Raw genomic sequence first — 24,651 nt, 5'->3', positions numbered from 1 at the left:
TGATGGAAAGATATAGCTTTAAAAATATAGAAAAAAAATGGCGCAATAATAATGCATTATTATCAGTTGTTAATCCCAAGTCAGATAAAAAGTATTATTGCTTAGAAATGTTTCCATACCCATCAGGAAAAATCCACATGGGCCATGTCAGAAATTATACAATAGGCGACGTCATAGCACGATATAAATTTTTAAATGGATATAACGTATTACACCCTATGGGATGGGATGCATTTGGTTTACCTGCAGAGAACGCTTCCAAATTAAATAAACTTCATCCAAGAAAATGGACAAATGAAAATATAGATACTATGCGATCTCAACTTAAACTTTTAGGGCTTTCGATAGATTGGGGTAGAGAAATATCAACTTGTGATAAAAGTTACTACAAACATCAACAAGAGCTATTTATTGATTTTTATAATCAAGGATTAGTCTCAAGAAAAGAGACATATGTAAATTGGGATCCAAAAGAGAAAACTGTACTAGCAAACGAACAAGTAATTAATGGCAGAGGTTGGCGGTCAAATGCAATTGTTGAAAGAAAAAAATTGTCTCAATGGTTTTTTAATATCACAAAATTTTCTAATGAACTTTTAAAAGATTTAGAGACACTTAATGGTTGGCCTGAAAAAGTAAAACTTATGCAAAAAAACTGGATTGGTAAATCTATTGGTTGTGAAATAGATTTTTTAATGAACAATAAAAAAAAATTAAGAGTCTTCACAACTAGACCTGATACAATATTTGGCGCTACTTTCATTGCTTTATCAGCCGACCATGAGCTTAGTAAAGAATTTGAAAATGATAAAAACTTTATAAATTTTAAAAAAGAATGCAATAAATCTGGCACTACTGAAGAAGCTTTATCTAGTGCTGAAAAGCTTGGTTTTAAAACTAATTTTTTTGTCCATCACCCATTTATTAATGGAAAAAAATTACCAGTCTATTTTGCTAACTTCGTATTAATGGATTACGGGAGCGGAGCAATATTTGGTTGCCCAGGTCATGATCATAGAGATTTTGAATTCGCCAAAAAATATAATCTTGAAATAATAAGAGTAGTCAGCGATGAAACAAAAAAAGACGATCTTAATGAAGCATACACTGGTAATGGAAAAATGATTAATTCAAGTTTTCTAGACGGTTTAGAAATTGAAAAAGCAAAGGCAAAGATAATTCAAGAAATAGAAAAAAAATCTATTGGGCAAAAAAAAATTCAATACAGGTTAAAAGATTGGGGAGTTTCTAGGCAGCGGTATTGGGGATGTCCTATACCCATGATTTATCTGGATGATGGTTCAGTTGTGCCTGTCGATAAAAGTGAATTGCCAATAGAATTACCAGAAGATGTTGATTTAAATGCAAATGGAAATCCTTTAGAAAATCACCCTAATTGGAAAAATACTATCCAAAAATCTACTGGAAAAAAAGCAATAAGGGAAACTGATACTTTAGATACATTTGTAGATTCATCATGGTATTTTTTGCGATTTTGTTCGCCTAAGTATGACTCATCTCCATTTGATGAAGAAAAAATAAAATATTGGATGCCTGTAGATCAATATATTGGAGGTATAGAGCATGCAATATTACACTTATTATATTCTCGTTTTTTTACAAAGGGGATTGCTAGATTTAATAAAGATATAGACATCTCGGAACCTTTTCAAAATTTATTTACTCAAGGGATGGTTTGTCATGAGACATACAAGGATAAAAATGGAAATTTTTTGTATCCTGATGAAATCGAAAAAATTGATAAAAATATTTTTAAAAAGTCGGACAAATCAAAGGTTTTAGTAGGTCCTTCCGAGTCGATGTCAAAATCAAAGAAAAATACCGTTGATCCTGAAGCTATGATTGATCAGTATGGTGCAGATGCGGTAAGGTGGTTTATTTTATCAGATAGTCCACCAGAAAAGGATGTTCAATGGTCTGATACAGGGGTAAATTCTGCTAATAAATTTTTGCAAAAATTTTATAATTTAATTCATCTTATACTAAATAAAAAGAACCAAAAAATTAATAAAGAAATTGATAATAAATTTAACTTGGAAATAAATAGCTTTGTTAACAAAATTGACAATTCAATTAAAGAATTTAGGTTTAACGTCTCGATTGCTCATTTTTATGAAGTTTATAATCTATTTAAAAAATCAGTCCAAACTGACTTAAGCCAATCCATTCTTAAAAAGAATGTTATAAAGATTCTAAAATTATTAATTCCTTTCACCCCCCATTTAGCTTATGAGTGTTTGGAGTTAGTAGAATGTAAAACAATAAATAAATGGCCCGAAATAGGTAATGAGATTGAAGAACAAGTCAAGTTAGCCGTTCAAATTAATGGTAAAACAAGGGATATAATTAATATAAAAACTAATTCTTCGGAAAAAGAAATTAACGAAATAATCCACAATTCGTCAAAAGCTAAAAAATATATAGATAAATCTAAAGTTATAAAAACTATCTTTGTAAAAAATAGAATACTGAATTACATTATTAAAAATAATAAATGAAAAAAAAATTACTATTTTTAGTCTTTTTGACGTTTCTTCTAACTAATAATTGCGGTTTCAAAATAGTAAATAAAAGTGAAATTTATAACTTTGATATAAACGAAATTATCACTTCTGGCGACAATAGAATAAACTTCAAAATTAAAAATAGCCTAATATTCAATTCTAAGAAAAGTGAAAAGAAATTAGTAGACATTTATTTAGAAACCAAAAAATCTAAAGAGGTAAAAGAAAAGAATATTAATAATGAAATAACAAAATATCAAATTACAATTACTTCTACGGTCAAAGTGAAAGAGCTAATTAATGAGAAGGTATTTACTTTTACAATCGCAAAAACTGGAGACTATTCTGTAGCAAGTCAGTATTCGCAAACACTCACTAATGAAAAAAAACTTATTGATGTTCTAACTGATGATGTAACAAATAATATCCTAGATAAAATTGTACTAAAATTAGATGATTTATAAAAGTTATGTCTTAGAGCAAAATATTAATTCACTAGATGAAAAATTAGCATTATTTTATGGTGAAAATATTGGTTTAAAAGAAGACTTTAAAAAAAAAATTAGAGATAAAAATAAAGATTCTGAAATTTTAAGGTACACACAAGAAGATCTAATAAAAAACAGATATCTATTGATAAATGAAATTAAAAATATTTCACTATTTCAAAAGAATAAAATTTTTTTTGTTGAAAACGTAAATGATAAATTATTAGAATTAATTCAAGAAATAGAAAATATTATTTCTGAAAGAAAAATATTTTTATTTTCAGATACTTTAGATAAAAAATCTAAATTAAGAAACTACATGGAAAAATCTAAAAATTGTGCATGCATTCCATGTTACCAGGACAATGAGATAAGTATCAAACAATTGATAAATTCAAAATTAAGGGGATATAGCGGCTTAACACCCTATAATTTGAATTTAATAATAGATCATACAAATCTCGATAGATCTAAATTAAATAATGAGTTAGAAAAAATTACATCCTTTTTTTTAGATAAGAATATTATATCAGAAAAACTCGAGGAGCTCCTTAATGCTAAAATAAATGATGATTTCAATAAACTAAAAGATGAAGCATTTTTGGGTAATAAATCGAATACTAATAAATTACTTGCAAATACATCTATGGATTATGAAAAAAATATTCTTTATTTAAACATTATTAATCAAAGGTTGGAAAAACTTCTGCAAATTCATAAGATTAATAAATCAAATATTGAAGATTCAATTAATAGCTTAAAACCACCTATCTTTTGGAAGGACAAGCCGAATATTACCAGTCAAGTAAAAAAATGGGATAAATACAAAATTAGAAACATGTTCGAAGTTACTTTTGACCTAGAGAAGAAAATAAAAACTAATAACCTTATTGAAAAAAATATATTAATAAAAAAATTACTGTTAGATATTTGTTCTGAAGCTAATTCTTAGTCAATAAATCTGAAATTAATTCAAATTGCTCCAAATCTTTATATTGAATAACAACCTTACCAGAATTATTTTTTTTATTAATTATATTAACTTTAAGGCCCAGTACTCTTTCAATACGCTCCTGAGTTTTTAAAATATTTGTATCAATAGATTTTTCATTTTTACCTTTTTTACTACGTGTAAGATATTCAACTTTTCTAGCACTATAATTTTTAGATACAATTTCTTCAGCTATAGCTGAAGCATTAGAAATACCAATTAAAGGCCTAGCTTGACCAGATGTTAAAGTGCCTTCTTCAAGCATTGCAATTACATCTGACGGTAAAGTTAACAATCTTAAAGTATTACTGATGTGACTTCTGCTTTTTGACATTAATTTAGAAATACTTTCATGGTCATAATTAAATTCTTCGTTTAATCTTTTGTAACCTTTGGCCTCTTCAATAGGATTTAGATCATCTCTTTGGATATTCTCAACAATCGCAACTTCTAATGACTCTACGTCTGATAAATCTAGAATTGTAATTGGAATTTCGTGTAAGCCAGCTCTTTGAGCTGCTAGCCATCTTCTCTCACCTGCTACTATTTCATATTTTTCAGAACCTGATTTACTTACTCTAACTGCAATTGGCTGAATAATCCCATTTTTCCTTATAGAATTAGCTAATTCTTCAAGTTTTTCCTCTTTAAAATTTTGTCTTGGCTGGTATGGGTTTCGAGTTAAATCGGAGATAGCAGCCATATTATTTTGATTAATGGAAGGTGATTTTTCCTTAGGGGTGGTATCTCCAAATAACGCAGATAGTCCTCTACCTAAACCTTTCTTCTTTCCAGCATTCATGCGGCACTTTCAATTTGGTCTTTTTTTAAAAATTCTTCAGCCAATTTAAAATAAGATTTACTTCCAACACAATTTTTATCATAAATTACGCAAGGTAATCCATGAGAGGGTGCTTCAGATAAACGTACATTTCTTTGAATTACAGTCTGATATACTTTTTCCTTAAAATAATTTCTTGCCTCTCTATCAACTTCAGAAGAAAGTTTGTTTCTTTTGTCAAACATTGTCAACAAAATACCTCTAATCTTAAGACTAGGATTTAGATTTTCTTTAATGCGATCTATTGTTTTTACAAGTTGAGTAATACCTTCTAATGCAAAAAATTCTGTTTGTAACGGCACCAACAATTCATCTGAGGCAACTAATGCCATTATAGTAAGCAAGCTTAGAGACGGTGGACAGTCAATAAAAATGTTATCGTATTTTTTTAATAAACCTTTTTTTTTTGAATTCAAAATTTCTTTCAATACAAATGCTCTGTTAGAGTCATTAGCAGTTTCAACTTCTAGGCCAGAAAGGTTTACATGAGAACCTATTAAATCTAGATTTTTAATATCTGTTTTCTGAATTATATTTTCAATATTAGTTTTTTTTATTAAAAGATTGTAAACATTTTTATCTACATCATTATTGTTTTTGCCTAGCCCGGTTGTTGCATTACCTTGTGGATCTAAATCAATAACTAAATTATTTCGACCCATAATGGACAGTGAAGCAGCTAAGTTTATTACGGTGGTGGTTTTTCCCACGCCACCTTTTTGATTTATGATCGCTAGTATTGAAGATGATGACATTTATTTGTTAATCTCCATCAAAATTATTTTTGAATCTTTATTTGTCATGCTTTTTTCTAATTTATAAGGGTATTTTTTTGTTTTAAAAGAATTTTTTATTTCTTCCTGTGCATTTTGACCTTTTAGAATCATTAATTTATGCGGTTTTTTGGCGATTTCACGTGAAACTTGTATTATTTGATTTAATTTTTTAAAAGCCCTACAAATTATAATCTCAGAATCTATAACTTCATATCTGACATCTCCTAAAACCTCTGCATTTAAATTCAATTCCTTAATTACATTTATTAAGAACCTTCTTTTTACTGGTGATTTTTCATATAATTTCACGTGAAAAGCCTTATTTTTATTGAATATTTCTACTACGAGACCCGGAAATCCTGCTCCTGAGCCAAGATCAGCCAAGGAACTGACATTAAAATCAATAAACTTAACCAATTGAGCTGAATCAAGTATATGTCTATGCCAAATTTGGTTCTCTGTGCTTTTAGCAATTAAATTATAATTTTGATTTTCTTTTAGAACTAGATTTTTGAACTTTTTAAGCTTTTCAATTGAATCGTTACTAAAATTAAGACTCTTTTTGAGAACATTTATGACTTCAAGCTGCTGCATCAAGCAGTGGCTTTATATCCAAGTTTTTTAATGTGTGAAAGAAGAATAATTATAGCTGCTGGCGTAACACCGTCAATACGGATAGCTTGGCCTAGCGTTTTAGGCTTCACCTGTAGCAGCTTGCTCTTGATCTCATTAGATAGACCGCTCAGTTTTTCATATTCTATGCCCTCAGGTATGATAACGGACTCGTCTTTCTTAAAAGACTCTATATCTTTATCTTGTCTTTCCAGGTAACCCATGTAATGGGCGTCTATTACAACTTGGTTTTCTATGTGTCTTGGAAAAATAGGAATATCAGGAAATACTTGCCTTATTTTTGCCATATTTACTTTTCGCTGACCCATAATTTCTAAGCAAGATCTTTTTACACCATCCATAGCAATTTTGATATCATATTTCTTAGCTTGATTAGGTGATAAATAATTATTTTTTAAAATTGAATTAAGAGCCAAAATATTTTTTTTCTTTTCATTAAATATTTTTTTTCTCTCAGATTTCACTAAATTTAAATTGACTCCAAAATCAGTTAGTCTTTGATCGGCATTATCAGCTCTTAAAGTTAGTCTATATTCAGCTCTAGATGTAAACATTCTATAAGGTTCTGTGACTCCTTTAGTAATGAGGTCGTCAATCATAACACCAATATAAGAAGTTGATCGATCTAAAATAAACTCCTCTTCATTTCGAATTTTTAAGGCCGCATTAATGCCTGCTATCAAACCTTGAGCTGCAGCTTCTTCATACCCTGTGGTTCCATTGATTTGTCCAGCAAGAAATAAAGAATTAATTTTTTTTGTTTCTAAGGTTGCTTTTAACTCTCTTGGATCCACATAATCATATTCAATTGCGTATCCAGCCCTCTTCATCTTAACATGCTCTAAACCCTTGATTTTGCTTAATATTTTAAGCTGTATGTCCTCTGGAAGAGATGTTGAAATACCGTTTGGGTAAATAGTATTGTCTTTTAATCCCTCTGGTTCTAGGAATATTTGGTGTCTTTCTTTTTCCTTAAACTTAACAATTTTATCCTCTATAGATGGGCAATACCTTGGTCCTACTCCTTTTATGTTTCCTGAATACATGGCGCTTCTTGAAATGTTTTCACTAATAATTTTATGAACATCATTATTTGTGTAAGTCATCCCACATTTAATCTGCTTATTATTGATCTTGTTCGTCAAGAAAGAAAAATAATAATGATCATCATCAGCAGGCTGCATTTCTAAGTCATCATAATTAATTGTATCACCGTCTAGTCTAGGAGGTGTTCCGGTTTTTAATCTTCCAATTTGCATTTTAAATTTTGCTAATTGTTCACTTAAACCGGTAGATGGTTTTTCATCATAACGACCAGCTGGTATCTGTGTTTCACCTATATGTATTAAACCGTTCAAAAAAGTTCCCGTGGTAAGTATTAGTTCTTTAGTTCTTATTTCTTTACCGCTCTGGCAAACGAATCCTATAACTCTATTGTTATCAAATAAGAATTTTACTACTGGATCGGCTACGACCTCTAAATTTTCATAATTTAACAAAATTTTTTGCATATGCTCTTTATAAAGAGCTCTGTCTGATTGAGTCCTTGGTCCTTGCACTGCTGGGCCACGACTTCTATTTAATAATCTAAATTGAATACCTGATTTATCAGCCACTACACCCATTACACCATCTAAAGCATCGATTTCTCTTACAAGATGCCCTTTTCCAAGTCCTCCTATAGCGGGATTACACGACATTTCACCAATATTCTGAATTTTATGGGTAAAAAGAGCAGTGTTTACGCCCATTCTAGCGGAAGCTGCTGCTGCTTCACATCCGGCGTGTCCTCCACCTATAACTACTACATCATAGCTTTGTTTTGTCATGTTGTGAATGTAAACGTCTAGATTAAGAATACAAGTAGTATTTTATTTACCGATACAGAAGTCTTTGAATATAGATCCAAGTATTTCTTCCACATCTACCTTACCAACGATGCTACCAAGATGTCGTGTAGCCATTCTCAGGTCTTCTGCTGCTAATTCGAGGTCTTTATTTTGATCCTTTTTAAGAAACTTATCAATTTCTTTCAAACAATCATTGAGCTTAGCTCTATGCCTTTCTCTGGTAATTAAAGCACTATTATTTGATGTGAATTTTTTACTTAACTTCACTTTAACTAAATTTATCAATTTATCGATATTTTTATTATTTTTTACTGAAGCTAAAACAGTATCAACATCAAATTTATGATTTTGCTTATCTGAAACATCTGATTTATTTAAGAGGATTATAGTATCTTTATTAATCATATTCTGTATTTCATTGTTAATTTTTTTTGATGAATTATCTATTACTACAATATTTAAATCTGCTTCTTTTGATTTACCTAAAGCTAAAGAAATGCCTTTTTTTTCAACTTCATTTTTAGCTTCTCTTATACCAGCGGTATCTGCTAAGATTACAGGATAACCATCTAAATTTAGATAGGTTTCTATAACATCTCTTGTTGTTCCAGCTTCATCCGAAACAATAGCTACTTCTCTTTTTGAAAGTAAATTTAGTAATGATGATTTCCCCGCATTAACTTCTCCTGTAATTGAAATCCTAAAACCGTCTCTAATTTTTTCTCCAACTTTATTATCTTCAATTATTTTTGTAATTTCTGAATGAATTTCTTTGATTGATTTATGAGCATCTTTTAGTACTTTTTCTGGAAGATCTTCCTCTGCGAAATCAATTTTTGCTTCTATAAAAGCAAGAGATTTTACTATTTTTTCCCTCAGATCATTATAATAATTTGATGCGTTTCCCTGAACTAATTTTACTGCTTGTTGTCTTTGTAGTTCCGTCTCGGAATGGATTAGATCTCCTATACTCTCTGCTTTTAACAAATCGATTTTATCATTTTGAAATGCAATTTTAGTGAACTCACCTGGTTCAGCTAGTCTGCAGTTTTTTTGCTCGGATAAGACTCTCAATAAAGCGTTTATTACTGCGTTACTTCCATGGATTTGTAATTCTGCTAAATCTTCTCCAGTATAGCTGTTTGGCCCGGGAAACCACAATAATAGAGCCTCCGGATCTATTACATTACCATTGTTAGGGTTATAGAACTTACAAAAATTAACTTCGTTCGACTTTATATCTTTAGACTTGGTCAAATTTTGACAAATCTTGAGTGTTTCACTGCCTGATATTCTAACGATAGCTATTCCAGAGGGACCTCTACCCGAAGATAACGCGTAAATGTTCATTGAATTATAATGATAAACCTCGATTAGAGATTATTTTACTGAATTTTTTTAATGTCTCGTTGTTCTTAATATTTTTTACAATAATTTCTTTGAAGGGATCTAAATATTTATTTTGTTTAAAAAAACTATGAGTAGCATCAACGCCTAAACTCATAATAGTATTTTCAGGTTTTCTACTATTATAAAAATCATTTAGGGCATAGCTATTTTTAATAGAAATACCTAAACCCACGTAATATTTTATAATCTCTTTTAATTTTTTTATATCCCTTAGAACTAGATTAAAGCCCTGACCGGCCACTGGATGTATAGTGTGCAGACCTTCACCAAGAATTAATATATTTTTTTGATAATACTGTCGTCTTAGACTAAGAGAAATAGGATAGGACTGAATATTGCTAATAGTGATATCTTGTTTATTCTTCAATATTTCTACTATTTTGTTTTTTACTAAAGTTGTAATTTTTTTTGAATTATTTTCGAAAAAATGTTTTTTTACACTCCAAACAAAAGAGAAATAATTTTTTGAAAAAGGAAGTAAAGCCAACGGACCTTCTTTTAAAAAGAATTGGCTTGTATTGAGAGTCTTAAATTTGTGTTTTACATATCCTGTAATAGCTATTTCTTTATAATCTTTCTTGATAGATCTAATTTTTGTTATGTTATTGTAAATTTTAGAGTGTCCACCTATACAGAGAATAATTAAATCATAATTTTTTAATTCATCTAAGTTTTTTACATCCTTTCTGATTAATTTAATTTTATTTTTTGAAATTTCTTTCAATAATACACTTTTAATTTTGTCATTTTCAAAAACATACATAAGATTAGAGTTTGCCTCGTTGAGATTTAAAAAATTTATATTTTCTTTAGAAGTTTCGTAAAAAAGCTCAATTTTTTTTGAAGGCCAAAACAACTTTTGTTCCAAGTTATTAATATTTTGATTGACGAACTTATAATTTGTATCTGAAATAGCAGTAGTCCTTTTATCTACATTTTTTGTGCCTTTTTTAGTAATTAAATTTACTTCTATACCCGGTAATTTAGCTAGAACTACAGCTGTCATTAAGCCTGAAAGGCCGTCTCCGACAATGCATATTCTTTGTTTTATCATATAAAAATTTTTAACACTTTCATAAAAATGGTAAAAAGTACGTAATCGATTCGTAATGAATACAAACTTTTTAGATAGTGTAACAAATTTTTTAAAAAAGCGAACCTTTGAATTGCTAGGTTTAATCTTAGTTTTATCAAGTGTCGCACTTGCAATCGCTTTTACAACATATTCTCCTGAAGATCCTTCATTTGTTTATGGGGATAGGAGCTTTGAAATTCAGAATTTTTTTGGGATTTATGGAAGCAGCATTGCAGATTTTTTATTGCAAAGTTTTGGTTTAGCTTCTTTTTTATTATTGCTTAACTTTTTATTTTGGGGATTGGATTTGATAATAAAAAAAGAATTAAAAAGAATAATTTTAAAATTATTTTTAGTTGTAGCTTATTTGACTGTAGGGACAGTTTTTATCTATTTAACATTCGATAATTCTTTTTGGTTAATTGATAATGGCAATTCAGGTTTTGTTGGAAAAATAACATATAACTTTATTAATACTTGGGCTCCATGGATTGATAATACATATTCAATTTATGGATTACTTTTATTAACAATAATTTTCTTTTCATTTTCAGCTGATATAAATTATAAAAAAGTATTTTCAGTAATTATTTCACTTTTTAGAAGAAAGCCTGTAGAAAATATTGAACCAGATTTTAGTAAAATTAATATTGAAGATCAGCCTCAGACTTTAGAAAAACCTCAACAATCTTTTTCATTTGATACCGACACAAGTTCTAAAAAAGATCAGGTTACTACAAAAACTAAGTATAAATTACCAGATATAAATTATTTAGAAAAAAATTTATCTAAACTTAGTTCTGATGGAAATAAAAATCGTCCTGATGCTGAATTTATGGAAAAAATATTATTAGACTTTGGTATAGACGGCAAAATTAAAGCAATTAATAATGGTCCCGTAGTAAGTCTTTATGAATTTGAACCAGCGCCTGGTGTAAAAGTATCAAAAATAATTAATTTATCTGAGGATTTAGCAAGAAATACTAGTTCAACTTCTGCAAGAGTTTCAGTCATTCCAGGAAAAAACACTGTTGGGATTGAGATTCCAAACGAGGAAAGAGAGAGTGTATCGCTAAGAGAAATTATTTCTTATGATAAATTTTTAAAGAAAGATATAAGACTTCCGATAGCTTTAGGTAAAAGCATTTCTGGAATGCCAATTGTTGGTGATTTAACTTCAATGCCTCATCTTTTAATTGCGGGTACCACTGGTTCGGGGAAGTCTGTTTGTATTAATACTATAATTGTTTCACTGATTTACAAACTAAGTCCTGATCTTTGTAAATTTATTTTAATCGATCCAAAGATGTTAGAACTGTCTACTTATGAAGGAATACCTCATTTATTAACTCCGGTTATTACCGATGCTAAGAAAGCTACATCGGCTTTATCATGGACAGTAAAGGAAATGAACAGCAGATATAAATTAATGAGCAAGGTAGGGGTAAGAAACATTGATGGCTATAATGCTAAGCACAAACTTAAAATGCCTTACATCGTTGTAGTAGTTGATGAGATGTCAGATCTAATGCTTGTAGCTGGAAAAGAAATTGAAAACTACATTCAAAAATTATCTCAAATGGCCAGAGCTGCAGGTATACATATCATCATGGCAACTCAAAGACCGAGTGTTGATGTGATAACTGGTACAATCAAAGCAAATTTTCCAACAAGAATATCTTTTCAAGTAAGTTCCAAGATTGATAGCAGAACTATCTTAGGGGAGCAGGGTGCCGAACAATTACTTGGAAGAGGAGACATGTTATTCATGTCATCCGCAAACAGAATAGTTAGAATTCACGGTCCATATGTTTCTGAACAAGAAATTGAGAAAATTACAAACTCGCTAAGAGCACAGGGAGAGCCAGATTATATGGAAGAAATTACCTCACAAGAAACAACAGAAAGCTCATTAACCCCTGGAAATGAAGGTGATGAGGATGAATTATTTAATCAGGCTGTAGAAATTATTAAATCAGAGGGAAAAGCCTCTACTAGTTTTTTACAGAGAAAGTTACAAATCGGATATAATAGAGCTGCTAGAATTATTGATATGATGGAAGAAAAAGGTATTGTCAGTAAGGCAAATCATGTTGGTAAACGTGAAGTTCTTTAAAAAAATATTTTCACTCTCGTTTTTTTTATTAATAACAACGAGTTTATTAGCCAATGAAAAAGATCAAATAGTTACTCAACTAAATAACTTAAGTTCTTTAGAATTTACATTTGATCAGTTAATTAATGAAAAAAAAGAAAAAGGTAGTTGTCTTTTAGAGTTTCCTGGAAAACTAAAGTGCAATTACTTTGATGATAAGAAAAAAGAACTAGTTATTAATAATAAGAGGTTAGCAATTACACAAAAAAGGTATAATAAAACTTACCATTATCCTATTTCAAAATCTCCATTCTTAAATATTTTATATAAAGATAAACTTTTAGAAATTGTGCAATCAGGGGAATTAGAGATAAATGATCAAATAATTAAGCTTATTTATTTTGGTGAAAGCGAAATTGCAGTTTTATTTGATAAAAAAAATCTAGATTTGAAAGGATGGGAGATTAAAGATCAATACAACAATAATATAACTTTCTCCCTGAAAATTATTGCTAAAAATGACGTTTTTAAAAAAGGCACCTTTAAAGTGCCTGAAATAAACTAAGCTACAAAATCAATTTCTTCTTGTTTAAAAATCTCAAAACCTTTTGATTTATAATTTTGTAATGCATGTTTATGGTCTAAACTACAAGTATGAACCCACATTCTTTCAGGATTTTTTCTCGATGCACTTGCGATAGCATGATTTACAAGAGTCGAGCCAAGTTTCAGACCTCTAAATTCTTTTAGCACTCCGAGATTGATAAGCTCTACTTCATTAGATCCGGGGTGATATTCTTGCTCATAATACCCAACTAGATCTTCACCTTTTTTAAGAACATGAGTCTCTAAATTTTTATTTGTGACATATTTTACCCACTCGCTATCAGACCAAAGTAATCTATCTCTCCAGTAATGATCTACGCCTATTTGTTTGTAGAAAAATCTATTTAAATGAAAATTATCTTTATCGTCCAAAATAATTTTAAAGTTTTCTGGAAGATTTAAATCAACTGTTTTTGAAAAATCTTTTATTTCTAAAAAATATCTTTTTACTCTTGAAACCATTAACTAACCATCTTTCCAATCTTTTCACCTGCAAATATATGGAAATGTAAGTGAGGAACTTCCTGACCGCCATCACTTCCGATATTAGTTAAAGCTCGAAATCCTTTATCTTTTGCACCCACCAAGTTTGCTACATGCGTCACTGCTTTGTTTAACTCTACAATTTCTTTATCTGAAGCTTTGCTGTTGAAATCATTAAGATCTATGTATTCGCCTTTAGGAATAACTAAAACATGAACTTTCTTTTGAGGATTAATATCATGAAAAGCTAAAACATGATCATTTTCGTAAACTTTTTTACACGGAATTTCTCCCCTTAGAATTTTAGCAAATATATTATTTTTGTCATAACTCATTTCTGTCTTTTCTTAAGTTCGCTCATCACATCTTCAATTTTTATGTCGTTAGCCTCTAAGTAGACCATCAAATGATAAACCACATCAGCAGCTTCGTGTATCTTATTTGAATTTTTTTCCACAGATTCTATTAATTCACCTATTTCCTCTTTTACTTTTGAAACAGTTAGGTTTTTATCGTTCAAAAGTTTATTAGTATACGACTTATCTGGAGAAGAATTTTTTCTCTCTCTGATTGTTTTAACTAATTGTTCTAAGTTTTCAAACATTTTACAACCTTACCGATACATTTTTAGAATTCAAATATTCTTTAGCATCTTTGATTTTATATTCGCCATAATGAAAGATAGAAGCCGCTAAAACTGCACTTGCTCCACCTTTAACTATACCATCATATAAGTGATCTAGAGTTCCAACTCCACCGGAAGCTATCACTGGAATATTGGTACTATTTGTAATTGTTTTTAATAAATCAACATCGTAACCAGATTTAGTTCCATCTTTATCCATTGAAGTTAATAAAATTTCTCCAGCCCCATTTTCTTCTATTTTTTTAGCAAAATCCACTGCATCGATACCAGTTTTATTTCTTCCGCCGTGTGTAAACACTTCCCATTTATTTTCTGAAACTTTTTTTGCGTCGATCGCAACAACAATACATTGAGATCCAAATTTTTTTGAAGCTTCCTCGACAAAGTCGACATTTTTAACAGCGGCAGTATTAATAGAGACTTTATCTGCACCAGCTAACAATAAATCGGTAATATTTTGAATAGTTCTAACTCCACCTCCAACAGTTAAAGGAACAAAACATTCTTTCGCAGTTTTTCTAACGATATCAATAATCGTTCCTCTATTCTCATTTGAAGCGGTAATATCAAGAAAACAAATCTCGTCAGCACCACCGTCACTATAAATTTTAGCTTGTTCTACTGGATCTCCAGCATCTTTTAATTCAACAAAGTTAATACCTTTAACAACTCTTCCATCTTTAACATCAAGACAAGGTATAATTCTATTTTTAAGCATCAATCTCCTTTGCTAACTCATCAAGCTTAATATCACCATCATAAATAGCCTTACCAACAATAATACCTTCAATTTTTTTATTATTTAACTCTTTGGCCTTCTTAATATCATTTATTGAGGAAACACCTCCTGAGATCACAACAGGACAATTAGAAAGTTCTGCAATTTTTACAGTCTCATCAAAGTTAGGACTAGTCTTCATGCCGTCTCTGTTTATATCTGTATAAATTACTCGGCTTATTCCATAGTGATTTACTTCCTTAAGAAAATCTATAGTTTTAACATTTAAATTTTCTTTCCAACCTGACACAGAAAGATTTCCATTCTTCGCGTCTAATCCTAAAGCAATTTGATCTTTAAACTGTTCACAAGACTCTTTTAAAAATTCTTTATTCTTAATAGCACCACTTCCTAAAATTACTTTCTCAACACCTGCATCGATATATTGCTTGATGCTATTTATAGATCTAACGCCACCGCCTATTTCGACTTTCAAATCGTATTTACTTACTATTTCTCTAATAATATCTAAATTAACTGTCTTTCCAGTTAATGCACCATCTAAATCAACAATGTGTAAATTTTTGAAACCATGATCTTTGTATTTACCTGCTTGATTAACTGGTGAGGTTTCGTACTCAGTTTTGTTTTCAAAGTCTCCTTTGATTAATCTTACACACTTCTTGTCTTTAATATCTATAGCTGGAAATATTTTCATTATAATCTTAAAAAGTTATCAATTAATTTTAATCCGATTTTATCACTCTTCTCTGGGTGAAACTGTGTTCCAAATAAATTATCTCTTTCAACAGAGCAGACAATTTTTGATGAATAGTCTGTTGTTGCTGAGATAACTGATTTATCCTCAGGTATAAACTCATAACTATGAACGAAATACATATGAGATTTATTTTTTATGTTTTTAAATATTTTACTTTCCTTTTGAATTTCAATTTCGTTCCACCCAATGTGTGGAAGTTTAAATTTTCCATTCTGATTATCAATTTTAGAAACTTTGCCAGGAATCCAACCTAAGCCTCTTGTTTCTGCTTCTTCGTATCCAGTATCTGCAAACATTTGTAAGCCTACACAGATGCCTAATAAGGGTTTCTTATTTATAATTGCAAAATCTTTTAGCGTGTCTACTAGTCCAGAAATTCTATTTAACGACTCTATACAGCTTTTAAATGAACCTTGCCCTGGTAAAACAATTTTATCACAAGACTTAATTTTATTAATGTTCGAAGTTACCTCTAGATTAACTTTACCTTTAGCTACCTCTGTAAAAGAATTTATGACAGAGCTTATATTGCCCGATTGATAGTCAACAATTGTGACGTTCATCTATTTTAAATAGAGCCTTTTGTCGAAGGTATTGAATTTTTAATTCTTTTATCAATCGCTAGAGCATCTTTTAATGATCTAGCTAAACCTTTGTAACACGACTCAATCTTGTGGTGACTATTTTCACCGTAAATATTTTCTATGTGTAAAGTAACTCCAGCTGATTGTGAAAAAGCTTGGAACCACTCTTTAAACAATTCTGTGTCCATCTCACCAAGTTTTTCAACCGGCAGATTTACTTTCCAGATTAAATAAGGTCTATTTGATACATCTATAGAAACTCTGCTTAAAGTTTCATCCATAGGAATCATTGTAGATGCATATCGCGTAATTCCTTTTCGATTACCTGCTGCTTTTTTAATAGCTTCACCAATTGCTATTCCTGTATCCTCAGTAGTGTGGTGTAAATCTATATGTGTGTCACCTTTTGCTTTAACTTCTAGATCTATAAGAGAATGTTTTGATAATTGCTCCAACATGTGATCTAAAAAACCTATTCCAGTTTTAATTTTATACTTTCCTTTGCCATCTAGATTAACCGCGACAGAAATACTGGTCTCTTTTGTTTTCCTAGTTATTTTTGCTTTTCTACTCATAAACTATGCCTGATTTACCTTTGATATATATTTAAATGGTCATTTTATCAATAAATCACTATTGAAGATCGCAAATTAATCTCCACATATAACTCCATGAATACAGCTGAAAAATGGCATGGCACCACAATAGTCCTTCTTAGAAAGGGTGGAGAGACTATTGTAGCAGGTGACGGTCAAGTCAGTCTTGGTAATACAGTTTTAAAAAGCAAGGCAAAGAAAGTTAGAAAAATTGATAGCAGAGGTGTGATAGCAGGATTTGCTGGCTCAACTGCCGATGCTTTAACTTTGTTTGAGAGGCTTGAGGCAAAATTAGAAAAGCACGCCGGTAACTTACAAAGAGCAGCTGTTGAATTAGCTAAAGATTGGAGAAGTGATAAATTTTTAAGAAGATTAGAAGCATTAATGGCAGTTGCAGATAAAAATCACAGCTTTATAATTTCTGGAACCGGTGATGTTTTAGAACCAGAGGATGGAATAATTGGAATAGGGTCTGGAGGAAATTATGCTCTTGCGGCTGCAAAGGTATTAATTGAGACTGATATGAAAGCAGAAGAGATCGCAAGAAAAGCATTAAAAGTAGCATCAGATATCTGCGTATTTACAAACAATAATGTAACAATGGAAAAAATTTAAATGTCTAAATCAAAAAAAGAAACAAATTTAAAACTAGTCAAAGGATCTAAAGCTGATAACTCAAAGGTCAGCGCTCTTTCTCCAAGAGAAATAGTTTCAGAGCTGGATAGATATGTAATCGGTCAAAAGGAAGCAAAAAAGGCAGTTGCTGTTGCATTAAGAAATAGATGGAGAAGACAGGCTCTTACTGATGAAATGAGAGATGAAGTATTACCGAAGAACATACTTATGATCGGTCCAACAGGAGTAGGAAAAACCGAAATATCAAGAAGACTTTCAAGATTAGCTGAGGCACCTTTTATAAAGGTTGAGGCGACAAGATTTACAGAGGTTGGGTATGTTGGAAGAGACGTAGAACAGATCGTAAGGGATTTGATAGAAATAGCAATTGCTATGGAAAGAGAAAGAAAAAGAAAAGAAGTTAAAGCCAAAGCAGAATTAAAAGCAGAGGAAAAAGTATTAGATGCATTAGTTGGAAATAAAGCAAGTGTTGCTACAAGAGAAAGTTTTAGAAAAAGACTTAGAAACGGTGATCTAGATGATAACGAAATTGAAATAGAAGTTCAGGACTCATCATCTGGAATTCAAAGCTTTGAAATACCGGGAATGCCAGGAGGTAATGTTGGTATGGTTAATCTTGGAGATATTTTAGGTAAATCTATTGGAGGGAAAAAAGGAAAAAAGAAAAAAATGTCAGTTAAAGAATCCCACGGAATTTTAGTAGCTCAGGAGTCTGATAAAATGATCGAAGAAGATAAGATTATAAAAGAAGCCAAAAAGGCTACTGAGGAAAATGGAATAGTCTTTTTAGATGAAATTGATAAAGTTTCAGCAAGAAGTGACAGAGTAGGTGGCGATGTTTCTAGAGAAGGAGTCCAAAGAGACTTGTTGCCTCTAATTGAAGGGACTACAGTAAGTACTAAGCACGGGCCAATAAAAACTGATCATATTTTATTTATTGCATCCGGAGCTTTCCAATTAGCAAAGCCCTCAGATCTATTACCGGAATTACAGGGAAGACTGCCAATTAGAGTGGAATTGAATGCCCTAAATGAGGATGATTTCAAAAGAATTCTAAAAGAGCCAGATAATAGTTTAATAAAACAATACAAAGCCCTTTTAAAAACTGAAGGCGTTAACCTTGAATTTTCAGATAATGGTATTGATATGCTTGCAAAAATATCTGCGGAAGTTAATTCCTCAGTTGAAAATATTGGAGCGAGAAGACTTCATACTATAATTGAGAAAGTATTGGATGATATTAGTTTCAACGCAACAGATAAGTCTGGAGAAACAATCACGGTAGATAAAAAATTTGTTCAAGATAATCTGGGTAATTTAGTTAAGGATACAGACTTATCAAAGTTCATATTATAAATTCTTAAGCTTAATTAAAATTGCACCTTCTCCACCATCTTTTACTTCGGCTTCATTAATCGAAACGATAAGTTTATTTGTCTCAAGATCAGATTTAATAAATTCTGGAACAGAAAATTTTAATTTTCCGAAATCTTTTGAAACATAAACATCTTTGTTACTTGTAGAATGTAATCCCTTACCTGTAATTAATAACAATTCTTTATACTTGTTCTTGATACAAAAGAGTAAAATTTCTTTCACTTTTTTGTTCGCTTCGTCTAGAGTAAAACCATGAAGATCAAATTTAAATCTTTCTTTTCTAATTCTCTTTTGATTGTTGTTATCTTTATCGTAAATATCTAATGGATCTTTAATATAATTTTCCCAAGTTTGCTTGTCTTCCTGGGAAAGATCTTTTTTTTTATTCACTGACTGATAATTTCAGATAAATACCAGTTTGGACTTTTGTTGTTAATATTTTTTGTAAATTTCCAACTATCAGTTACAAATTTAATTTTGTCAGGATTTCCCTCGATTATTTTATTATCTTTATCTTTTTTTACTGATATAACTTCAGCAACAAACTTTACAGTAGCAAATAAATTGTCTTTGATTTTTTCATATTTTTCTACAGAAGATTCTTTCACTCCGATAAATGTAAATTCCGATTTAATATTATCTTTATTTCTAGATTTTATTGCATCAGAAAAATTAGAAAACATATTCGGTGACAACAAAGCCTTTAGTTTGATCAAATCACCTGATGCGAAAGAGGTTAAAATACTTTCATAAGCTATCTCAGCACCTTTCAAAAATTCCTTTTTGTCTTTTCCTTCAAGAATTTCAAGATTTTGTTCAGCAGCTTTAGTATCTTTTTGAGGCATACTGAATTTTTTTTCAGCAAAGTTCGGATAAACTTTGGACTCATGTCCAGTTTTTCTTCCTAATATGCTTCTTAATCGCAAGATTATAAAACCTGCAATCATTCCTAATAAAATTATGTCTAAATAGCCAAAATTATTGCTCATAATTTGATAAATATACATGAATAATATAATTTTGTATCAGACAAATGAACACATTTTTCTTAATTTTAATAGGGTTACCTGCTCTAGAAATATTTATTATGATCAAAATTGGTGAGCAAATTGGTGCCTTTAACACGATATCTCTTATTTTTCTAACCGCGATAATAGGTATTTACTACGCTAGAATACAAGGTATTCAAACTTTAAGGTCTGGAATTATAAATATTTATCAAAATAAGGCTCCAGTTTTTGAATTGATGTCTGGTGCATCTATAGCCTGTGCTGCATTGTTTTTGATCATCCCTGGTTTTTTAACTGATAGTGTTGGATTTATTCTATTATTTCCTTTTTCTAGGAAAATTTTATTAAGAATAATATTTAGAAAAAGAAAAAAAACAAACGAAACTAGACATAATATTAAAACGATTGATGGGGAAATAATTAACAAAGATAAAGATGAGTTATAAAATTATCGGTAAATATATTAAAGAATTAAACTTTAATATTCCAAATACAAAAACTTTTTATTTGTTATCAAAAGATATCGTTAACTACAAAATTAATATTGATATAAAAAGTAATAGAATTAAACATAATATTATTGAAATTTTAACCTCCCTTAATTTATCACCCACTAAAGAAAATTTTGAGATAATTAATACTAAAATTATATTTGCTACAATTATTGAGTTAGAAAATGACAAAGTAGAAAAAAGTCAATTAGAAAAAATTATTTTAGTTGATGTTCCGTCGAAAATTTATGGTGAGCTTAGAAGAATATTTGTGAGTTTATTTGAAAATTCAGGATTTAAAGATGTAAAAATTAGTGAAAATGTTGATTTTCTTAGTCTTTATAATATGAAAAAAAGTCAATAATAGTTTTTTTTTAATTCTTTTTTTAAAAATTCTTTATGCATGTTGGATTCATTACTAGAAATTTCTAATACTTTTTTATTATAACTTCTGTCATTAATTGAATTTTGTTCTGGATGTTTAGCAGATAAATTAAACTTTGGTTCCTTCACGTCTAACAAATTAATGTACACTTCTCTCAATAACTGGCAGTCAAGTAACGCATTATGTTTAGTTCTTTTTGAAATATCGATGTTAAATCTTTTACATAGGGCGTCTAAAGAATTAGATATACCAGGGAACTTATTTCTTGCAATTTCAAGAGAATCTACAACTTGTTTTGGATCTATTATATTTTTATTTAATGCGCTCAGTTCGCCGTTTAAAAAAGCTAAATCAAAAGATGCATTGTGAATGATTATTTTTTTTCCATCAATGAATTTTAAAAATTCATCTGATATTTTATCAAATTTTTCTTTGGTGCTTAAAAGTTTCTCTGAGAAACCATGAATTTTAAAAGCTTCTTCTGGGATATTTCTCTCAGGATTTATTAATCGATGAAATACATTTCCAGTAGCAATTAAATCTTTTGTTTCAATACAGGCAATCTCCACAATTCTATGTCCATCTTTAAATGATAAGCCAGTTGTCTCTGTATCTAAAAATATTTCATTCATATCTTTTAAATATATCCAATAAATTTTTTTTTAAAATCTTAATATTTTTTTCATTAACAATTACATGTTCACAATATCTAGCCTTTTTAACATCACCTAATTGTTTCGAATTTAAAATATTAAAAATGGATTTTTTTCCACCTTTACGTTTAAATCTTTTTAACCGTATAATTTTTTTTGCTTTGATGTAAAAAATAATGTCAAAAATATTTGTAAGATTACTCTCAATAAGAAGGGGTATTTCGAGGAAAATAAATTTTTTTTTAATATTTTTTTTTATGAACTTTTGCATCTCTTTCCTTACTAAAGGGTGAATAATTTTTTCAAGCCTTAGAATATTTGATTTATCATCCTTGATTTTTTCTTTTATTAATTTTTTAATATTTGAAGAGTTTTTTAAATTAAGTTTTTTAACGATAGCCTTTTTAAAATTATTTTTTGTGTAAAGTTTTTTAACAACTTCATCGGCACTGAAGAGAGGTCCTCTGCCTGCTGATAAGATTTTACTAGCTGTTGTTTTTCCTGAAGCTAAAGAACCTGTAATACCAACCTTCATCATTATTTTAACTTAGACAACAAGAGTTCGATTAATTTTTGGTCAATTTCTGGATTAATTTTAGTCCATAAATAAAAAGCTTTTTGTCCCTGATAAATAAACATCTCAAGTCCATTAAATACTCTAATATTCCTTTCTTTTAAATATTTAAAAGTTTTAGTCTCTAAAGGATTATAAATTGTATCAATATAAATTAAGCTGTTTTTCACTTGATCAAAATTGAAATTAAAATCTTGTCCATTTTTAAGACCTAAACTTGTTGCGTTAATAATAATATCGTAATTTTTCAACTCATTTTTTAAGTTTGCCCAATTTATTATGTTTAGGTATTTAAATTTTTTTTTTAAAAAAATACACTTATCTTCCGTTCTATTTGCTAAAGAAATATTCTTCACTCCGCATTTTTCAAGAGATAATATTACTGATGGCGAAACTCCTCCTGCCCCTATAACTAAAGCGCTCTTTCTACTAATATCATCAACCTCTTTCAAATAAGCTGCTTGTAACCCATAAACATCAGTATTTTCTCCAACAATTGTTCCCTTATCATCTAAAAAAATTGTATTAACTGAACTTGTAATTTCAGCGTCATTGATGAGAACGTCAATATGTGGGACAATTTTTTGTTTATATGGAAGTGTAATATTAATACCAATTAAATCTTTATTCTTAATTCTGTTTATTAGATTTGGTAATTCACTGTTTTCAGTTTCAATTATTGAATAATTTGCATCTATTTTGTATTTCTTAAACCAATAATTATGTAGAATGGGAGATAGAGAATGTTTTATTGGGTTTCCAATTATCCCGTATTTTTTTGTCATTTTTTATATTTATTAATATAGTTGATAATGTCTTTAATAGGCAAACCCATAATTGAGTTGTGGTCACCTTTTATGTACTCAAACAATCTTAAACCCTCGGCCTCGACTTGATAGACACCATACGCTAACAAGGTTTCAGTTTTAATTTTATTCAAATAGTTTAAAAGCTGTTCATCTGTTAAATTTTTCATTTTCAACTCAGAAGAGTCCGTATGGTTCCATATCATTGCTCCATTCTTAGAAATACAAACAGAGCTTATTAAATAATGTTTTGAATTATTCAATTTTTTTAAAATATCAAATGCCTCGTTTCGACTTTTTGGTTTATTAATTAGTTCATTATTTAAAGAAATTACACTATCTGCTCCTAAGACCACTCTATCAGGATTTTTGCTGCTTACTTTTATAGATTTTATTTCTGCTAAATTTTTAGAAATTATCAACGGATCTGCTCCCTCGTTAAGAAGGGATGTTTTTACTTCGTCTTCGTCTACATTTGAAACAATTACATCGGAGTCAATGCCGTTGTCATCTAAGATCTTTTTTCTTACCCCGCTTTTTGAGGCCAAAATTAATTTCATGTATGTTTTTTTATTTCTATTATTTTTAAAATAGATGCAGCTGTTTCTTCAACAGATCTTCTTGTTACATCTATTATTGGCCAGTTGTTTTTTTTAAAAAGGTTTTTTGAGTCATTTACCTCTTTTCTAATAAAGTCTAAATTTGTGTAATCTTTAATCTGATTTTCTTTCATGATAGCAACTCTATTTCGTCTAATATCAGCTAATCGCTCAGGGTCTGCTACAAGACCGATAACGCATGCCTTTGTTTCAGATGTTAAGTTCGGTGGTATTCTTTGGTCTAGCACTAGAGGTATATTAATAGTTTTGTATCCCCTGTTAGCTAAATAGATGGAGGTAGGTGTTTTACTAGTTCTGCTTACACCTAACAAAATTACATCTGCATCATTTACATCATCTACTTTCTTTCCATCGTCATGTGACATAGTGAATTGAATAGCTTCAATACGTTTATAATAATCATCATCTAATACGTGTTGTGCACTAGGTTTATGAATTGCTTTTTGATTAAGCAATTTTGAAAAACTTAGAATAAGATTACCTAGAATGCCGAAACATGGAACGTTGTTCTTTTCAGCTTGATTTGCAATATATTTTGCCAGTTTAGTTTCTACTATTGTATATAAAATTAATGAGTTTTCTTGTTCCACACACTCTTTAATTATTTTATCTATCTGTTGTCCAGTTCTAACGAAAGCAAACTCTTTTTTTTCATATTCAAAGTTAGAGAATTGCGATTTAAGAGAAAGAAATATCCTATCTAAGGTTTCACCGGTAGAATCAGACACAAGATATACATTGTATTTTTGGTTCATATATATGTTGATAAATAATTAATAAATAAACTTGTTCACTTTTTGATTTATAAGGGTAAAAAAAATTAACATTAATTAACAATATTTAAACATTTTATTAGATGTTGATAATGTTGTTTTACTAATGTTTATAAGAATAATAAAGTCTTCAAAATATCATTTTTTGATAAAAGTTATACATCTTTCTATGTATAAAAATTGTATAAATAGTTATATGTCTATTAAACAGGGCCAATTACCCAAACA

At 29.7% G+C, this 24,651-nt stretch carries 29 protein-coding genes; 9 read left to right on the top strand and 20 right to left on the bottom strand.

All coding sequences use genetic code 11. The annotated features are described in order from the left end of the window. Window positions 1–2 precede the first annotated feature (2 nt). From leuS to holA, 3 genes are read left to right on the top strand one after another with little or no spacing between them, the layout of a single operon-like run. Window positions 3–2,519: a leucine--tRNA ligase gene (leuS, locus tag AMN78_RS03615; protein ID WP_075534221.1), complete on the top strand. Its 2,517-nt coding sequence runs from the start codon at window positions 3–5 to the stop codon at window positions 2,517–2,519. Next, window positions 2,516–2,989 (top strand): hypothetical protein, encoded by a 474-nt coding sequence (locus tag AMN78_RS03610; protein WP_075534220.1) that lies wholly within the window; start codon window positions 2,516–2,518, stop codon window positions 2,987–2,989. The genes leuS and AMN78_RS03610 overlap by 4 nt, the downstream gene beginning before the upstream one ends. Beyond that, the gene (gene holA, locus AMN78_RS03605) at window positions 2,979–3,965 is read left to right on the top strand and encodes a DNA polymerase III subunit delta (RefSeq protein ID WP_075534219.1); all 987 of its coding nucleotides are present in this window, start codon (window positions 2,979–2,981) and stop codon (window positions 3,963–3,965) included. Before AMN78_RS03610 ends, holA begins: the two co-directional genes overlap by 11 nt. Here the strand turns inward: holA and AMN78_RS03600 are convergent. Genes AMN78_RS03600 through AMN78_RS03575 form a run of 6 tightly spaced genes read right to left on the bottom strand, consistent with a single transcriptional unit; the run spans window position 3,955 to window position 10,568 of the window. After that, window positions 3,955–4,806, bottom strand: coding sequence for a ParB/RepB/Spo0J family partition protein (locus AMN78_RS03600; RefSeq protein WP_075534218.1), 852 nt, complete (start codon window positions 4,804–4,806; stop codon window positions 3,955–3,957). The genes holA and AMN78_RS03600 overlap by 11 nt on opposite strands. Then, window positions 4,803–5,600, bottom strand: coding sequence for a ParA family protein (locus tag AMN78_RS03595; protein ID WP_075534217.1), 798 nt, complete (start codon window positions 5,598–5,600; stop codon window positions 4,803–4,805). The genes AMN78_RS03600 and AMN78_RS03595 overlap by 4 nt, the downstream gene beginning before the upstream one ends. Then, window positions 5,601–6,215, bottom strand: coding sequence for a 16S rRNA (guanine(527)-N(7))-methyltransferase RsmG (rsmG, locus tag AMN78_RS03590; protein ID WP_075534216.1), 615 nt, complete (start codon window positions 6,213–6,215; stop codon window positions 5,601–5,603). It abuts the gene before it with no gap. Further along, complete coding sequence (gene mnmG / locus AMN78_RS03585; protein ID WP_075534215.1) at window positions 6,215–8,083, bottom strand: tRNA uridine-5-carboxymethylaminomethyl(34) synthesis enzyme MnmG; 1,869 nt, start codon at window positions 8,081–8,083, stop codon at window positions 6,215–6,217. Before mnmG ends, rsmG begins: the two co-directional genes overlap by 1 nt. A gap of 42 nt (window positions 8,084–8,125) precedes the next feature. Then, window positions 8,126–9,454 carry a tRNA uridine-5-carboxymethylaminomethyl(34) synthesis GTPase MnmE gene (mnmE, locus tag AMN78_RS03580; RefSeq protein ID WP_075534214.1) on the bottom strand — a complete coding sequence of 443 codons (1,329 nt, stop codon included), beginning with the start codon at window positions 9,452–9,454 and terminating at the stop codon, window positions 8,126–8,128. Between the two features lie 4 nt (window positions 9,455–9,458). After that, the gene (locus tag AMN78_RS03575) at window positions 9,459–10,568 is read right to left on the bottom strand and encodes an FAD-dependent monooxygenase (RefSeq protein ID WP_075534213.1); all 1,110 of its coding nucleotides are present in this window, start codon (window positions 10,566–10,568) and stop codon (window positions 9,459–9,461) included. 55 nt (window positions 10,569–10,623) lie between these two features. Between AMN78_RS03575 and AMN78_RS03570 the strand changes: the two genes are divergently transcribed. Both AMN78_RS03570 and AMN78_RS03565 read left to right on the top strand, forming a co-directional pair. Further along, complete coding sequence (locus AMN78_RS03570) at window positions 10,624–12,705, top strand: FtsK/SpoIIIE family DNA translocase (protein ID WP_075534212.1); 2,082 nt, start codon at window positions 10,624–10,626, stop codon at window positions 12,703–12,705. Next, window positions 12,692–13,249, top strand: coding sequence for a LolA family protein (locus AMN78_RS03565; protein WP_075534211.1), 558 nt, complete (start codon window positions 12,692–12,694; stop codon window positions 13,247–13,249). Before AMN78_RS03570 ends, AMN78_RS03565 begins: the two co-directional genes overlap by 14 nt. On the opposite strand, the gene AMN78_RS03560 is transcribed toward AMN78_RS03565, so the two are convergent. From AMN78_RS03560 to hisB, 7 genes are read right to left on the bottom strand one after another with little or no spacing between them, the layout of a single operon-like run. Next, on the bottom strand, window positions 13,246–13,752 hold the full coding sequence (locus tag AMN78_RS03560; RefSeq protein WP_075534210.1) for a GNAT family N-acetyltransferase: 507 nt from the start codon (window positions 13,750–13,752) through the stop codon (window positions 13,246–13,248). The genes AMN78_RS03565 and AMN78_RS03560 overlap by 4 nt on opposite strands. Beyond that, window positions 13,752–14,108: a histidine triad nucleotide-binding protein gene (locus AMN78_RS03555; RefSeq protein WP_075534209.1), complete on the bottom strand. Its 357-nt coding sequence runs from the start codon at window positions 14,106–14,108 to the stop codon at window positions 13,752–13,754. Before AMN78_RS03555 ends, AMN78_RS03560 begins: the two co-directional genes overlap by 1 nt. Continuing rightward, complete coding sequence (gene hisE / locus AMN78_RS03550) at window positions 14,105–14,377, bottom strand: phosphoribosyl-ATP diphosphatase (protein ID WP_075534208.1); 273 nt, start codon at window positions 14,375–14,377, stop codon at window positions 14,105–14,107. The genes AMN78_RS03555 and hisE overlap by 4 nt, the downstream gene beginning before the upstream one ends. A 1-nt stretch (window position 14,378) precedes the next feature. Beyond that, window positions 14,379–15,137, bottom strand: coding sequence for an imidazole glycerol phosphate synthase subunit HisF (gene hisF / locus AMN78_RS03545; protein WP_075534207.1), 759 nt, complete (start codon window positions 15,135–15,137; stop codon window positions 14,379–14,381). Then, entirely contained in the window at window positions 15,130–15,855 is a 726-nt protein-coding gene (gene hisA / locus AMN78_RS03540; protein WP_075534206.1) for a 1-(5-phosphoribosyl)-5-[(5-phosphoribosylamino)methylideneamino]imidazole-4-carboxamide isomerase, read from the bottom strand. Before hisA ends, hisF begins: the two co-directional genes overlap by 8 nt. After that, the gene (gene hisH / locus AMN78_RS03535; protein WP_075534205.1) at window positions 15,855–16,481 is read right to left on the bottom strand and encodes an imidazole glycerol phosphate synthase subunit HisH; all 627 of its coding nucleotides are present in this window, start codon (window positions 16,479–16,481) and stop codon (window positions 15,855–15,857) included. Before hisH ends, hisA begins: the two co-directional genes overlap by 1 nt. Before the next feature lie 5 nt (window positions 16,482–16,486). Next, entirely contained in the window at window positions 16,487–17,077 is a 591-nt protein-coding gene (hisB, locus tag AMN78_RS03530; RefSeq protein ID WP_075534204.1) for an imidazoleglycerol-phosphate dehydratase HisB, read from the bottom strand. Between the two features lie 96 nt (window positions 17,078–17,173). Here hisB and hslV point away from each other — a divergent pair, with 96 nt between their 5' ends. Together hslV and hslU are read left to right on the top strand one after the other, a co-directional pair. After that, window positions 17,174–17,713, top strand: a complete 540-nt coding sequence (gene hslV / locus AMN78_RS03525) for an ATP-dependent protease subunit HslV (protein ID WP_075534203.1) — start codon at window positions 17,174–17,176, stop codon at window positions 17,711–17,713. Beyond that, window positions 17,714–19,090: an ATP-dependent protease ATPase subunit HslU gene (hslU, locus tag AMN78_RS03520; protein WP_075534202.1), complete on the top strand. Its 1,377-nt coding sequence runs from the start codon at window positions 17,714–17,716 to the stop codon at window positions 19,088–19,090. On the opposite strand, the gene AMN78_RS03515 is transcribed toward hslU, so the two are convergent. Continuing rightward, window positions 19,085–19,501 carry a Smr/MutS family protein gene (locus AMN78_RS03515; RefSeq protein ID WP_075534201.1) on the bottom strand — a complete coding sequence of 139 codons (417 nt, stop codon included), beginning with the start codon at window positions 19,499–19,501 and terminating at the stop codon, window positions 19,085–19,087. The genes hslU and AMN78_RS03515 overlap by 6 nt on opposite strands. Further along, window positions 19,498–20,100, bottom strand: coding sequence for a Tim44/TimA family putative adaptor protein (locus AMN78_RS03510; RefSeq protein ID WP_075534236.1), 603 nt, complete (start codon window positions 20,098–20,100; stop codon window positions 19,498–19,500). Before AMN78_RS03510 ends, AMN78_RS03515 begins: the two co-directional genes overlap by 4 nt. Before the next feature lie 44 nt (window positions 20,101–20,144). Here AMN78_RS03510 and AMN78_RS03505 point away from each other — a divergent pair, with 44 nt between their 5' ends. After that, window positions 20,145–20,567 (top strand): FxsA family protein, encoded by a 423-nt coding sequence (locus AMN78_RS03505; protein WP_075534200.1) that lies wholly within the window; start codon window positions 20,145–20,147, stop codon window positions 20,565–20,567. Beyond that, window positions 20,557–20,976, top strand: coding sequence for a protein-export chaperone SecB (locus tag AMN78_RS03500; RefSeq protein ID WP_075534199.1), 420 nt, complete (start codon window positions 20,557–20,559; stop codon window positions 20,974–20,976). Before AMN78_RS03505 ends, AMN78_RS03500 begins: the two co-directional genes overlap by 11 nt. On the opposite strand, the gene dnaQ is transcribed toward AMN78_RS03500, so the two are convergent. From dnaQ to AMN78_RS03475, 5 genes are read right to left on the bottom strand one after another with little or no spacing between them, the layout of a single operon-like run. Beyond that, window positions 20,970–21,629 carry a DNA polymerase III subunit epsilon gene (gene dnaQ / locus AMN78_RS03495; protein WP_075534198.1) on the bottom strand — a complete coding sequence of 220 codons (660 nt, stop codon included), beginning with the start codon at window positions 21,627–21,629 and terminating at the stop codon, window positions 20,970–20,972. The two genes, AMN78_RS03500 and dnaQ, sit on opposite strands and share 7 nt — an antisense overlap. Then, complete coding sequence (coaE, locus tag AMN78_RS03490) at window positions 21,622–22,188, bottom strand: dephospho-CoA kinase (protein ID WP_082254536.1); 567 nt, start codon at window positions 22,186–22,188, stop codon at window positions 21,622–21,624. Before coaE ends, dnaQ begins: the two co-directional genes overlap by 8 nt. Further along, window positions 22,188–23,009 (bottom strand): shikimate dehydrogenase, encoded by an 822-nt coding sequence (gene aroE / locus AMN78_RS03485; protein ID WP_075534196.1) that lies wholly within the window; start codon window positions 23,007–23,009, stop codon window positions 22,188–22,190. The genes coaE and aroE overlap by 1 nt, the downstream gene beginning before the upstream one ends. Continuing rightward, a complete protein-coding gene (locus tag AMN78_RS03480; RefSeq protein ID WP_075534195.1) occupies window positions 23,006–23,590 on the bottom strand; it encodes a Maf family protein in 585 nt (194 codons plus the stop codon). The genes aroE and AMN78_RS03480 overlap by 4 nt, the downstream gene beginning before the upstream one ends. After that, window positions 23,587–24,405, bottom strand: a complete 819-nt coding sequence (locus tag AMN78_RS03475) for a pyruvate, water dikinase regulatory protein (RefSeq protein WP_075534194.1) — start codon at window positions 24,403–24,405, stop codon at window positions 23,587–23,589. The genes AMN78_RS03480 and AMN78_RS03475 overlap by 4 nt, the downstream gene beginning before the upstream one ends. Between the last annotated feature and the right edge of the window lie 246 nt (window positions 24,406–24,651).

It is taken from the genome of Candidatus Pelagibacter communis, from assembly GCF_001179945.1.
In the GTDB taxonomy this organism is placed as follows: Bacteria; Pseudomonadota; Alphaproteobacteria; order Pelagibacterales; family Pelagibacteraceae; genus Pelagilacustribacter; species Pelagilacustribacter ubique_A.
This window is presented reverse-complemented; position numbering and strand designations above follow the sequence as displayed.